The 12,263-nt window shown below is 73.7% G+C and carries 16 protein-coding genes; 5 read left to right on the forward strand and 11 right to left on the reverse strand.

Features of this window, described 5'->3' with window-relative positions; genetic code table 11:
- Positions 1–26: 26 nt before the first annotated feature.
- The 11 genes from ACFCZN_RS01085 to rpmB all read right to left on the reverse strand — a co-directional run bounded on the left by ACFCZN_RS01085 (position 27) and on the right by rpmB (position 7,146).
- Complete coding sequence (locus ACFCZN_RS01085; protein WP_429762930.1) at positions 27–1,178, reverse strand: glycoside hydrolase family 76 protein; 1,152 nt, start codon at positions 1,176–1,178, stop codon at positions 27–29.
- Entirely contained in the window at positions 1,175–2,440 is a 1,266-nt protein-coding gene (locus ACFCZN_RS01090) for an ABC transporter substrate-binding protein (RefSeq protein WP_430555543.1), read from the reverse strand. The genes ACFCZN_RS01085 and ACFCZN_RS01090 overlap by 4 nt, the downstream gene beginning before the upstream one ends.
- Complete coding sequence (locus tag ACFCZN_RS01095; protein WP_430555544.1) at positions 2,424–3,383, reverse strand: carbohydrate ABC transporter permease; 960 nt, start codon at positions 3,381–3,383, stop codon at positions 2,424–2,426. The genes ACFCZN_RS01090 and ACFCZN_RS01095 overlap by 17 nt, the downstream gene beginning before the upstream one ends.
- Positions 3,380–4,330, reverse strand: coding sequence for a carbohydrate ABC transporter permease (locus ACFCZN_RS01100; RefSeq protein ID WP_430555545.1), 951 nt, complete (start codon positions 4,328–4,330; stop codon positions 3,380–3,382). Before ACFCZN_RS01100 ends, ACFCZN_RS01095 begins: the two co-directional genes overlap by 4 nt.
- Before the next feature lie 37 nt (positions 4,331–4,367).
- Positions 4,368–5,690, reverse strand: coding sequence for a glycoside hydrolase family 125 protein (locus ACFCZN_RS01105; protein WP_430555546.1), 1,323 nt, complete (start codon positions 5,688–5,690; stop codon positions 4,368–4,370).
- Positions 5,691–5,816: 126 nt separating this feature from the next.
- Positions 5,817–5,984 carry a 50S ribosomal protein L32 gene (rpmF, locus tag ACFCZN_RS01110; RefSeq protein ID WP_429762925.1) on the reverse strand — a complete coding sequence of 56 codons (168 nt, stop codon included), beginning with the start codon at positions 5,982–5,984 and terminating at the stop codon, positions 5,817–5,819.
- 41 nt (positions 5,985–6,025) lie between these two features.
- Positions 6,026–6,148, reverse strand: coding sequence for a type B 50S ribosomal protein L36 (gene ykgO, locus ACFCZN_RS01115; protein WP_079573901.1), 123 nt, complete (start codon positions 6,146–6,148; stop codon positions 6,026–6,028).
- On the reverse strand, positions 6,145–6,423 hold the full coding sequence (locus ACFCZN_RS01120; protein ID WP_429762924.1) for a type B 50S ribosomal protein L31: 279 nt from the start codon (positions 6,421–6,423) through the stop codon (positions 6,145–6,147). Before ACFCZN_RS01120 ends, ykgO begins: the two co-directional genes overlap by 4 nt.
- Before the next feature lie 14 nt (positions 6,424–6,437).
- Positions 6,438–6,743, reverse strand: coding sequence for a 30S ribosomal protein S14 (gene rpsN / locus ACFCZN_RS01125; protein ID WP_429762923.1), 306 nt, complete (start codon positions 6,741–6,743; stop codon positions 6,438–6,440).
- Complete coding sequence (gene rpmG / locus ACFCZN_RS01130) at positions 6,743–6,910, reverse strand: 50S ribosomal protein L33 (RefSeq protein ID WP_079573907.1); 168 nt, start codon at positions 6,908–6,910, stop codon at positions 6,743–6,745. Before rpmG ends, rpsN begins: the two co-directional genes overlap by 1 nt.
- Positions 6,910–7,146, reverse strand: a complete 237-nt coding sequence (gene rpmB, locus ACFCZN_RS01135) for a 50S ribosomal protein L28 (RefSeq protein ID WP_430555547.1) — start codon at positions 7,144–7,146, stop codon at positions 6,910–6,912. Before rpmB ends, rpmG begins: the two co-directional genes overlap by 1 nt.
- Positions 7,147–7,240: 94 nt before the next feature.
- Here rpmB and ACFCZN_RS01140 point away from each other — a divergent pair, with 94 nt between their 5' ends.
- From ACFCZN_RS01140 to ACFCZN_RS01160, 5 genes are all read left to right on the forward strand, one after another.
- Entirely contained in the window at positions 7,241–8,398 is a 1,158-nt protein-coding gene (locus ACFCZN_RS01140) for a CobW family GTP-binding protein (RefSeq protein WP_430555548.1), read from the forward strand.
- Between the two features lie 107 nt (positions 8,399–8,505).
- The gene (gene nhaA, locus ACFCZN_RS01145; RefSeq protein ID WP_429762921.1) at positions 8,506–10,329 is read left to right on the forward strand and encodes a Na+/H+ antiporter NhaA; all 1,824 of its coding nucleotides are present in this window, start codon (positions 8,506–8,508) and stop codon (positions 10,327–10,329) included.
- Positions 10,330–10,385: 56 nt separating this feature from the next.
- Positions 10,386–10,892, forward strand: a complete 507-nt coding sequence (locus ACFCZN_RS01150) for a nucleoside deaminase (RefSeq protein ID WP_430555549.1) — start codon at positions 10,386–10,388, stop codon at positions 10,890–10,892.
- Between the two features lie 19 nt (positions 10,893–10,911).
- Positions 10,912–11,757, forward strand: coding sequence for a hypothetical protein (locus tag ACFCZN_RS01155; RefSeq protein ID WP_430555550.1), 846 nt, complete (start codon positions 10,912–10,914; stop codon positions 11,755–11,757).
- A gap of 52 nt (positions 11,758–11,809) precedes the next feature.
- Entirely contained in the window at positions 11,810–12,244 is a 435-nt protein-coding gene (locus tag ACFCZN_RS01160; protein ID WP_429762918.1) for an arsenate reductase ArsC, read from the forward strand.
- The last annotated feature ends 19 nt before the right edge of the window (positions 12,245–12,263 follow it).

The raw sequence follows: 12,263 nt of genomic DNA on the forward strand, positions 1-12,263 counted from the left end.
GCCCGGCCCGGGCCGCGCGCTGCCCGTCATCCCCGCGCCGCCCGGACCTCGAGCGCCATCACGGCGCTCAGCACGGTCGAGTACCCCACCTGTGTCGGTGCCGGCCGGGTCCAGTCGTCCCCCGGCCGCAGCACCACGCCCGCGTGCCGCAGGCTCTCGACCGCGGCCATCGGCGCACCGTCCGCCGGGCGCGCGCCGCCGTACGGCACCAGGCCGTGCTCCCACAGGGCGTCGGTGCTGGTGCGCACCAGGTCCTCGACCGCGGGGACGGACCGCTCCTCGAGCAGCAGCGCCGCGTACCGGTACCAGACGCCCTTGAACAGGCCGACGTCGCCGCCCGCCGTGTCGGGCACGTCGTCGTCGACCAGGTCTCCCTCGCGCCGGAAGACGCCGCCCGTGGCGAGCTCGCGCACCGACGTGAGGGCCGTCCGCTCGGCGGCGTCCAGCCAGCCGGGGTCCCCCGTGCACCTGTACAGCTCGACGCAGGCCCCGATGTACAAGCCCTGGTTGTAGGTGAAGCGCCAGTGCGTGTCGACGTCCGTGCCGCCCTCGCGGCCGAGCCCGTCCTCGACGAACCCGTCCGGCCCGACCAGGTGCTCCTCGAGCCATGCCACCGTGCGCAGCGCACGGTCGAGGTAGGCGCCGTCGCCGGTGCGCCGCGCCAGCCGCGCGCCGAGGATCGCCAGGGGGCCGTTGGCCGGGGTGTTCTTGTAGTCGGGCTGCTGCTTGCGCCACGACAACGACGGCCCGTGGACGTCGTTCCACCCGAGCGACACCACGTGCTCCCACAGCGCGACGACGTCCGCCTCGAGGGCCGCGCGCTCGCCGTCGTCCGGCGTCGCCTCGGCCAGCCGCAGCAGGGCGAGGGCGTACCAGAGCATGTCGTCGAAGTAGTCGTTGAACAGGCTGCCGCCGTTGCGCTCGCGGATGTTCGCCGCGGTCGCCCGCGCCGCGTCGAGGCACGTGCCGTCGCCGGTCCGGGCGAAGGCGTCGAGCCGGCAGTCGACGACGTGCGCCAGCCACCAGTAGTTGAACGTGGCGTCGGCGGGCTCGGGGTGCCCGTTGTGCAGCAGCTGCGGCGTGGCGGCCCCGTAGAGCAGGTCGATGCTGTGCTGCGCGACGTCGGCGCGCCCCGTCCAGGTCAGCGCGCGCGCGGCGTCGTCGGTCGTGGTCGTCATCGGTTGGCCTCCAGGATGCGGTCGCCCTGCGCGGCGGCGTCGGCGAGGGCGGCGGGGCCGTCCAGGGATCCCGACATCACCTCCTGCAGGGCGGGGATGAGGGCGAGGGTCTCGACGTCCGAGTACCCGGGGACGGGCGGGCGGACGGAGGCGACCTCGATGGTCTCGACCATCGGGGCGAAGCGGTCGTCGACCGTGCCCACCGCGCGTCGCGACGCCTCGACGTTCGCCGGGATGTTCTTGCTGATCTCGGCGAACGCGAGGCTGTTCCCCTGGTCCGCCGCCCACCACTTCATGAGCTCCCACGCACCCTCGGGGCAGGGGGCGTCGGCGGGGACGACGAGGCCGAACCCGCCCATGGAGGCGCCGGAGTCGCCCCGCGGCCCCACGACGGCCGGGACGACGCCGTACTCGAGGCCGTCGACGGCGTCCCAGGTGGGGAGGTTCCAGGGCCCGTCGTACTTGATCGACACCGCACCCTGGGCGAAGGCGTCGATGCCGTCGGAGAAGCCCAGCTCGTACACCCGCCGCTCGTGCAGCAGCTCGTCCCAGAAGTCGAGGACCTCGAGGCCCTGCGGGGAGTCGAAGGCCGTGTAGCGCTCCGTCGGGTCGAGGAGCTCGCCGCCCGCCTGCTTGAGCCACATGCTGAACAGCCCGACGTCCTGGATCTCGAAGCCCGCCCGCGTGAGCCGCCCGCCCTCGCGGACCGTCAGCGCCTCGGCGGCGTCGGCCAGCTCCGCCCACGTCGTCGGCGGGCGGATGCCGGCCTCGTCGAGGTGCGCCTTGTTGTAGAAGAGCGCCCGCGTGTCGACGATGAGCGGCAGGCCGAAGGTCTCGTCGCCGACGCTCATCTCCCGCACCGACTCCGCGTAGAAGGACCCCAGGTCCACGCCGTCGCGCGCCGCCCAGGAGTCGATCGCCTGCAGCGCACCGCGGCGGCCGTACTTGGCCGTCTGCCACCGGTCCCACAGCACCAGGTCGGGCACGTTGCCCGACGCGATGCCGGTGAGCATCTTCTCCTCGAGCACGCCCTGCGGCACGTATCGGAACTCGTACTCGGACTGCGCCGCGTTGAACGCGTCGAGCTGCGTCGTGATCTGCGCGGCCTGGTCGCCCGCCCAGCTGCCCCACATGGTCAGGCGACGGGCGCCCGCGTCCGTGTAGCGGGGCTGGTTCGGCGCGGCGCAGGAGGACAGGACGGCGGCGCCGGCGCCCAGGCCGAGCGCCCGCAGGATCGCGCGGCGGCTAACGGGCGTTGACATGGGAGACCCCCTCGATGATGTAGCGCTGGGCGAAGACGAACAGCAGCAGCACCGGCAGGCTGGTGATCACGGTCCCGGCCATGAGCGGGCCGTAGTCGGTGGCGTAGTCGGTGACGAACGACGCCAGCCCCACCTGCACCGTCCACATCTCCTGGACGTTGAGGACGATCAGCGGCCACATGAAGGAGTTCCAGCCCGCCTGGAACGTGAGGATCGCGAGCACGGCAGCGCCCGCCTTCGCGAGCGGCAGGTAGACCTGCGCGAAGATCCGGAACTCGGACGCGCCGTCGATCCGCGCGGCCTCGCCCAGCTCGTCCGGGACGGAGGAGAAGAACTGCCGCATGAAGAACACGGCGAACGCCCCGGCGGCCCCGGGCAGGATGATCGCCCACCAGGTGTTGAGCAGGCCGACGCCGCCCTGCCCGACGACGTCGTTGCCGCCGGCGAACGGGATGGCGCGCAGCACCAGGAACGAGGGCACCATCGTCACGATGCCGGGCACCATGAGCGACCCCAGCAGGGTGACGAAGAGCGCCCGCTTGCCGCGGAACTTCAGCTTGGCGAACGCGTACCCGGCGAGGGAGCCGAAGAACAGGTTCAGCACGACCCCGGCGACGGCGAGCAGCATGGAGTTGGCGAAGTAGCGGCCGAACGGCACCTCCGTGAGCACGCGGTCGTAGTTCTCGAGCGTGACGGTGCGCGGGATCAGGTCCAGCGCCCCGGACAGGATGTCGCCGGCCGGCTTGAGCGACGTGACCAGCGTCCAGAACAGGGGGAAGACGGTGAGGACCGCCACCGCGACGACGGCGATCCACCAGGCGACGGCGCCCACGCGCTGCGCCGGGGTCCGGTGCTTGGTGTGCAGCACGGCCGGCCGGGAGGCCCCGTCGGCAAGGGTGGCGGTGGCCGCGACGGACAGGCCGGGTGCGGTCTGCGCGCTCATGTGTTGTCCCTCCCCGTGACGCGGGCGTTGATGACCGCGAAGATCGCGATGATCGCGAAGAGCACGAACGAGATCGCCGACGCGTAGCCCATCTCGAGGTTCCCGAAGCCCTGCGTGTAGATGTAGTAGACGAGCGTGATCGTCGAGTTGCCCGGGCCACCCTTGGTGAGCACGTAGGCCTGGTCGAACACCTGGAACGCGCCGATCACCAGGAGGGTCGAGACGAGGAACGTGGTGCGCGACAGGCTCGGCATGACGACGTAGCGCAGCTGCTGCCACCAGCCCGCCCCGTCGATGCGGGCGGCCTCGTAGAGCTGCGGCGGGATCCCCTGCAGGCCGCCGAGGTAGATCATCATGTTGGTGCCGAAGCCGGCCCAGACGCTCATGATGACGATCGCCGGCATGGCCCAGTTCGAGTCGTACAGCCAGGCCGGGCCGTCGATGCCGAACCAGCCGAGCGCGACGTTGACCATGCCGAACTGCGGGTTGAGCAGCCACAGCCAGATCGTCGCGGTCGCCACGGTCGACGAGACCACGGGGACGTAGAAGAAGGTGCGGAAGAGCGTCGAGACCCGCACGTTGCGGTGCAGCAGCAGTGCCGTCGCCAGCGCGACCACGATCCCGAGCGGCACGAACAGCACCGTGTAGTACGCGGTGTTCCGCAGGGCGATGAAGAAGTACGGGTCGAGGAAGAGCCGGCGGTAGTTGTCGAGACCTACCCAGCCCGAGTCGCCGATGACCGAATAGCTCGTGAAGCTCATGACGAGCGCCATGCCCGCCGGGATGACCACGAAGATCGCGAACAGGGCGATCGGGAGGGCCACGAAGAGCCACGCCCACCTCTCCTGGATCCTCCACTGCCGTGAGGGTCTGCGTGGTGCCTGGGCCGGGGGCGCGGGCTCCGCAGCCCTGCCCGGCGGCGCCGTCGCCGCCGTCGTCACCGTCATGGTTCAGATCGCCTCCTTCGCCGATCCGCACGTCCGCCTATGCGTCGTGCCTGAACACTTCCGCCCCGGGTGCTCCGGGGACGTGGTACCCGACGACGTCGAGCACGAGTTCGCAGAACATCGAGTCCGCCCAGCTGAACCACTCCCTCGTGAACTCCTCGGGGCGGTCCACGTGGTACGACTCGCACATCCGCCCGCGTGCCGCGTTGGCCGCGAGCATCGACGCGACGAGAGCGCGCTTCTCCGCCGGGTCCGTCGAGGTCAGGCCCCGGACGGCGGCCGAGATGGGCCAGACGTAGCGCGGCGGCGTGTGCGGGCTACCGAGACCGTCACCGGTCGTGCCGCGCACGTAGGTGGGGTTGTCGTCGCTGAGGGCGAAGCGGCGCGTCGCGACGTAGAGCGGGTCGTCGAGCGCCACGCCGCCGGTGAGCGGCAGGGAGAGCAGGCTCGGCATGTTCGAGTCGTCCATGAGCAGCCGGTGGCCGAGGCCGTCCACCTCGTAGGCGAAGATCCGCCCGTGCTCGGGGTGGTCCACGACGCCGTGCCGGCGGGTGGCGGCATCGAGCTCGGCGGCGAGCTCCTCGGCCCGCGCGGCCAGGCCCGGGTCGGCGAGAGGGCCGAGGGCGAGCTCCGCGAGGTCGCGCAGCGACGCGGCGGCGAACAGGTTGCCGGGCACGTTGTAGTGGTAGACGCACGCGTCGTCGCTGGGGCGGAACGCGCTCCAGGTCATGCCCGTGACGGCGACGGGCGACCCCTGGCCGTCGCGGACGAGCGTGTCGGTCGGCGGGCAGCCGTCGCGCTCGAACCGGTAGTCGGACCGCGCGTCGTGGTCCTGCTCGGTCCGGACCGTGGCGACGACCAGCTCCGCGGCCTTGCGGAACGTGTCGTCGAGGTGGTCCGTGCGCCCGGTGGCGAGCCACAACTGGTGCGCGAGCTGGAGGGGGAACGCGAGCGAGTCGACCTCGTACTTGCGCTCCCAGACGCCGGGCGTCATCGCCGTGCGGTCGGCCTGGTGCCCGGCGCCGTCCGGCGTCCGGTTGAAGGCGTTGGCGTACGGGTCGTGCAGGATCTGGGTGCTCTGGCGCCGGACCAGGGCCGCGACGACGTCGCCGATCCCCGGTTCGAGGTCGAGCAGGGCGAGGTACGGGCGCATCTGTGCCGCGCAGTCGCGCAGCCACATCGCCGGGATGTCGCCGGTGAGTACGAAGGCGGTGCCGTCGGGCTCGAGCACGACGGCGTCGCGCAGGGTGCGCCGCATCGCCTCGGCGAAGACGGCGGCCGTCGGGGCGTCGAACGCCGCGGCGACGCGGTCGGTCACCTCGCGCAGCACGCGCTCGTCGAGCATCTGGTCCGTCACCACGCACTCCATCGTTTGGATATATCGAATAGGCGGGAACATACCAGCGTCGACGGCGGGTGACCAGAGCGGGCACGACGAAGCCCGCGGCGCGTCGCGCCGCGGGCTCGCCCTCGGGTCCCGGCCCCGTCAGCCCGGGTCCACGTCTCCTCGCCGCACCGCCCGCAGCAGCCGGGGCGGGACCTGCACCGTGCGGCCGGCCACGACCACGGGGACGAGCGCCGGCGGGTCGGCCTTCCACCGCGCGCGCCGGCTGCGGGTGCGCGAGCGGGAGGTCTTGCGCTGGGGGACGGCCACGGCCGCTCCTCTCGTCGGGTCGGTCTGGGGGAACCCCCGGCTCAGCCCTGGCGGGCCTTGAACCGGGGGTTCTGCTTGTTGATCACGAACGTCCTGCCGCGGCGGCGGACGACCTTGGCGCCCGGCAGGCGCTTCAGCGACCGCAGCGAGGCCCGGACCTTCATCGGGCGCCCTGCCCGTAGCGCCGACGGAACTTCTCGACGCGGCCCGCGGTGTCGACGACGCGCGCAGCCCCGGTCCAGAACGGGTGGCTGGCGCTCGAGATCTCGACGTCGACCACGGGGTAGGCGTTCCCGTCCTCCCACTCGATCGTGCGCGCGGGGCGGCCGGGCCCGGAGGCGGCGTCCCCCGCCAGCGTGGAGCGCGTGAGGAACGCGGTGCCGGCGCTGGTGTCGCGGAAGACGACGGGGCCGTAGGTGGGGTGGATGCTCTGCTTCATGGTGGTGTCTCCTCTCACCAGCTGGACTTGGTGACGCCGGGCAGCTCGCCCCGCAGCGCCAGCTGGCGCAGACGGATGCGGGACAGACCGAAGCGGCGCAGGTAGCCGCGTGGGCGGCCGTCGACGACGTCGCGGTGGCGCAGGCGGGTGCGGCTCGCGTCGCGGGGCTGGCGCTGCAGCTCCATGACGGCCGTGGCCCGCTCCTCCGCCGCGGACGACGGCGACGCGACGACGCGCTTGAGCTCGGCCCGCCGGGCGGCGTACCGCTCGACGACGTCGCGGCGGCGCGCGTCGGCGGCGATCTTGGACGTCTTGGCCATCAGCGCTCCTCGCGGAAGTCGACGTGCCGGCGCACGACGGGGTCGTACTTGCGCAGCACGACGCGGTCGGGGTCGTTGCGGCGGTTCTTGCGGGTGACGTACGTGAAGCCCGTGCCCGCCGTCGAGCGGAGCTTGACGATCGGGCGCAGGTCGGTGCGGGTGGCCATCAGACCTTCTCTCCTCGTGCCTGGATCCTGGCGACCACGACGTCGATGCCGTCACGGTCGATGGTCTTGATGCCCCGGGCGCTCACCCGCAGCGTGACGGTGCGGCCGAGCGAGGGCACCCAGTAGCGCTTCTTCTGGACGTTCGGGTCCCAGCGGTGCTTCGTCCGCACGTGCGAGTGCGAGATCGCGTGGCCGAACCCCGGGACCGTGCCGAGCACCTGGCAGCGGGCGGACATCGATACCTCCATTATGAGAACGGTTCTCATCAGGGCGCTACAGTGACAGACTTGAGAACTGTTCTCAAGTACCGTCATCCCCAACCCACCGGAGGTGCTCGTGATTCCCGACCGCCCGCACGCGCCTGCCACGCCCGCCGCACCGGCGCTGAGCGTGCTCGTCGCCGTCGACCCCGTGCTGCGCGACGCCGCCGCGGCGAGCCTGACCCTGGGCGCTCCCGACGTCGTCGTGGTGCGCCACGACCTGCTCCCTGACGACGGCGCGCTGCGCCGCGTCGTCGTCGACGCGACCGGCGTCCTGGAGGACGAGACGGTGGCGCTCGAGCACGCGTGCGTGTCGTGCAGCGTGCGCGAGGACGCCGTGCCTGCCCTCGCCCGCCTCGCCGACGACGGTCGCTGGGCCCACCTCGTGCTCGCCCTGCCGGTCACCGCCGAGCCGCTGCCCGTGGCGCGCTCCCTGGCGGCGCAGGCCGAGCCGGGCGGGGTGCTCGAGACCCTCCGGCTCGCCGCGACGGTCGGCGTCGTCGACCTCGACGCCCTGGAGTCCGACCTCCTCGGCGACGACCTGGTCGACGAGCGCGGGCTCGCGCTCACCGACGACGACCAGCGGCCCGTCGGTGAGGCGCTGGCCGCGCAGCTCGAGCAGGTGGACGTGGTCGTCACGAGCGGCGCCTCGGCCACGGGCGGCGGCCTCGTCGACCGGCTGCGCGCCGTCGACAGCCACCGCGTCGAGGGCCTGCACGACCTCGACCCCGTCGCGCTCTCCGCCCGTTCGCACGCCCCCGCCGCGGCCGAGCGCCGCGCCCACCCGCTCGGCGCGCGCGGCGCCCGCCGGCGCGCCAAGGACCCGCGCGACCGGAGCTGGAGCCTGCTGCTGCGCAGCGACCGCCCCTTCCACCCGGAGCGGCTGCTGGCGCACGTCGAGGACCTCGGCACCGGGCCGGTGCGCAGCAGGGGCGTCTTCCACGTGCCGAACCGGCCCGACTCCGCGTGCCTGTGGGACGGCGCGGGCGGCGCCCTGTGCGTCGCGGACCTCGGCACCTGGGACGAGGTCGCGGCCGGGCACCCGCCCGTCACGCGCATCCTCGTGGTGGGGGCGGGCGAGCCGCGCGACGCCAGAGAGGTGCACGACCGCATCCTCGACGCCTTCGGCGAGGCCCTGGCCACCGGCGCCGAGGTGGCGGACGGCGGCCTGCGCTGGCTCGGTCGCGAGGACGTCCTGGCGCCCTGGCTGGGAACACGGACCGCCTGAGCGCTGTTCCTCCCCGCGCGGGCCACGTGCCGGTCCCCGCGACCGGAGCGCGGGGTCGTCATAGGCTCCTCGCGGACCCGCACCCACGACGGACGGGAGGCACCCGCATGGCCGCACGCGCGCTCGCCGAACGGCTGCGCACCGAGTCCGGGGCCGCGCTGCTGCTCGTGGGCGTGACGCTGCTGGCGCTCGTGTGGGCGAACTCGCCGCTGTCCGGCTGGTACGAGCACCTGTGGGAGCTGCCGATCCACGTCGACGTCGGCGACCTGCGCTTCGACATGGACCTGCACCACTGGGTCAACGACGGGCTCATGGTGCTGTTCTTCTTCGTCGTCGGCCTCGAGGTGCGCCAGGAGCTGGCGATCGGGTCGCTGCGGCAGCGCAGCTCGCGCCTCGTGCCGCTCGTGGCGGGCACGCTCGGGGTGATCGTGCCCGCGCTCGTCTTCCTCGCCGTCGCCGGCCACGCCGACCCGCACGGCTGGGGCGTCGTCGTCGGCACGGACACGGCGTTCCTGCTGGGCGTGCTCGCGCTGGTCGGGCCGGCGATGTCGAGCCAGCTGCGCGTCTTCCTGCTCACGCTGTCCGTGGTGGACGACTTCCTCGCCGTCGGCATCATCGGCGTCGTCTACTCCGAGGAGGTCCGCCTCGCGCCGCTCCTCGTCGCCGTCGCCGCGCTCGCCGTGCTGTGGCTGCTGGGCCGGATGCGCGAGTGGCGCAGCTCGCCGTACGTGCTCGTCGTCGTGGTGCTCTGGGGCGCGACCGTGCAGGCGGGCGTCCACCCCTCGATCGCGGGCATGCTCGCCGGGCTGCTCGTGCCCGCCGTCGCCACCCGGCGCGACGACGTGCTGCAGGCCAAGAGCCTGTTCCGCGACTACTGGCAGTCGCCCAGCGCCAGCGTGGCGCGCAACGCCCGCGTCGGGCTGGCCCGGTCCATCTCGGTCAACCACCGTCTCCACGACGTCCTCCGCGGGCCCGTCTCGCTCGTCGTCGTGCCGCTGTTCGCGCTGGCCAACGCGGGGATCGACCTCCGCGGCGGCGCACTGGGCGCGGCGCTCGGGTCGGTGATCACGTGGGGGGTCGTGGCGGGCCTGGTCGTGGGCAAGCTCGTGGGCATCGGCCTCGGCACGTGGGGCGCGGTCCGCGCCGGGCTCGGGCGGCTGCCCGACGGCGTGGGCCCGGGCAGCGTGCTCGGCGGCGCGGCCCTGTCCGGCATCGGCTTCACCGTGTCGCTGCTGGTGGTGGACCTCGCGTTCGACGGCACGCCCGCGGGGCAGGCCGCGACGGTCGGCATCCTCATCGCGATGGTGCTGTCCACCCTGCTGGGGTGGACGATCTTCACCGTCGCCCGCGTGCGGTACGGCGAGGCGAGCGCGGACCTGCCGGTCACGCTGTCCCCCGCCGTCGACCCCGACCGCGACCACGCGAAGGGCGACGTCGACGCCGCGCACACCGTCGTCGAGTACCTCGACTTCGAGTGCCCGTTCTGCGCCCGCGCGACCGGGATGGGAGCCGAGCTGCGCGAGCACTTCGGCGACCGCGTGCGGTACGTCGTGCGGCACCTCCCGCTGCGGGACGTGCACCCGCACGCCTACCTCGCGGCCGTCGCCGCCGAGGCCGCGCACCGGCAGGGCCGGTTCTGGGAGATGCACGACGAGCTGTTCGCCCACCAGTCCCGGCTGGAGCCGGACGACCTGCGCGGGTACGCCGCCACGCTCGGCCTCGACCTCGAGCGGTTCGACGCCGACCTGGCGGACGAGGCCCTGCACGCCCGGGTCCGCGCGGACGAGGCGAGCGCCGCGGCGTCCGGCGCCCGCGGCACGCCGACGTTCTTCCTCGACGGCGTCCGGCACCGCGGCCCCCACGACGCGCGCACGCTCATCGCGGCGCTCGAGGCGAACGAGGACGACCCGGCGCTGCGCCGCCGTTCCTGAGATCGAGGCCGACGGGGCCCGCCGCGCCCGGTCGTCGGGTGCGAGAGGATGGGGATATGGGATACCAACCGGAGCCCGTGACGGACGCCGACCTGCCGTACCTGCGCCGGTGCGTGGACCTCGCGCGCGAGGCGCTGGACGACGGCGACGAGCCCTTCGGCTCGCTGCTCGTCGACGCGACCGGAGCCGTCGTGTTCGAGGACCGCAACCGCGTGCAGGACGGCGACCAGACCCGCCACCCCGAGCTGGAGATCGCCCGCTGGGCGGCCGCGCACCTCACGCCCGAGGAGCGGGCGGGCGCCACCGCGTACACGTCGGGCGAGCACTGCGCGATGTGCAGCGCGGCGCACGCCTGGGTGGGGCTCGGCCCGATCGTCTACGCCTCGAGCACCGCCCAGCTCACCGCGTGGCTGCAGGAATGGGGCGTGGCGCCCGGGCCGGTGACCCCGCTGCCCGTGGGCGACGTCGCGCCCGGCGTCCCCACCCGCGGGCCGGCCCCGGAGCTCGCCGACGAGGTGCGCGGCCTGCACGCCCGCCTGCACGGCGTGCGCGACCCCGCCTGACGGTGTTTGCCTGGGGAACATGAGCGACTCCCCCACCCCCGGTCCGACCTCCGCCCGCAGCCCGTGGACGTGGCGCGCGATCGTGCTCGCCGTCGTCCTGGTGGCCGCCGCCGTCGTGTGGCTGGTCGTGCGGGACGACGGCGGCGACGGCGCGACCGCCGCGTCGCCGTCGCCCACCGCGACAGCGACCGCGACGGAGGCCCCCTCCGCGTCCCCCGACCCGTCCTCCTCGCCCACGACGACGGGCGAGGCCGGCTGCGCCGAGACCGACGACGGCACCCCGGAGGGCGCGGACACGCACGAGGTCGTCGACGTGGACGGCGACGGCGAGGCCGACACCGCGTGGCTCACCGGCGGCGCCGAGCGCCGGTTCGGGATCACGACGGCGTCGGGCGCCACGTTCTCGACCGCGATCGACTCGGCGAGCCCGCAGCGCGCGTCCGCCGTCGTGAACGTCGTGGCGGCCGGGGACAGCACTGCCCCGATCGCCCTCGTCGACACGGGCCGCGAGGTGCTGCTCTTCTCCGCCGCCGACTGCGACCTCGCCGCGACGCAGAACCTCGCCGGCGCGCCCTACACGTTCGACAAGGGCTTCACCGGCCAGGGCACGGGCGTCGGGTGCACCGAGGTCGACGGCGCCCTGCGCCTCGCGGGCCTGGACGCGACGTCGCCCGACGGCAGCTCCTTCACGGTCACGCGCACGTTCGTGGACCTGGACGACGCGGCGCTGAACGCGTCGAACGGCGACGAGGCGACCGTCGCGGACGACGCCGGCCCCGACGATCCCGTGGTGGTCACCGCGCAGGAGACCAGCTGCGGCGAGGCGGTCGTGGGCGAGGACGGGCCGGTGGAGCCGGAGTCCTGAGGACCAGCGCCAGAGTCTTGCATCGCGCATCGACGTCGATCAATATGAGGGCATGTCCGCCCTCCCCGACGACGGCGCCCGGCCGTCCGCCCTGTTCGTCTGCGTGCACAACGCCGGCCGCTCCCAGATGGCCGCCGGCTTCCTGCGCGCGCTGTCCGGCGGCGCGGTCGAGGTCCGCTCCGCGGGGTCGATGCCCGCCGACCGCATCAACCCCGTCGCCGTCGAGGCCATGGCCGAGGCCGGCATCGACATCACCGCCGAGCAGCCCAAGGTGCTCACGACCGAGGCCGTGCAGGCGTCGGACGTCGTGATCACGATGGGCTGCGGCGACGCCTGCCCGATCTTCCCCGGCAAGCGCTACGAGGACTGGCAGCTCGACGACCCCGCCGGCCAGGGCATCGACGCCGTCCGCCCCATCCGCGACGAGATCCGGCGCCGGGTGCTCGCGCTGCTCGCGTCCCTCGGCGTCGACCCCGTCGCGCACTGACCCCCGACGCCCCCTTCGA

The organism is Isoptericola sp. NPDC056134 (genome assembly GCF_042264825.1).
Classification (GTDB): Bacteria; Actinomycetota; Actinomycetes; order Actinomycetales; family Cellulomonadaceae; genus Isoptericola; species Isoptericola nanjingensis.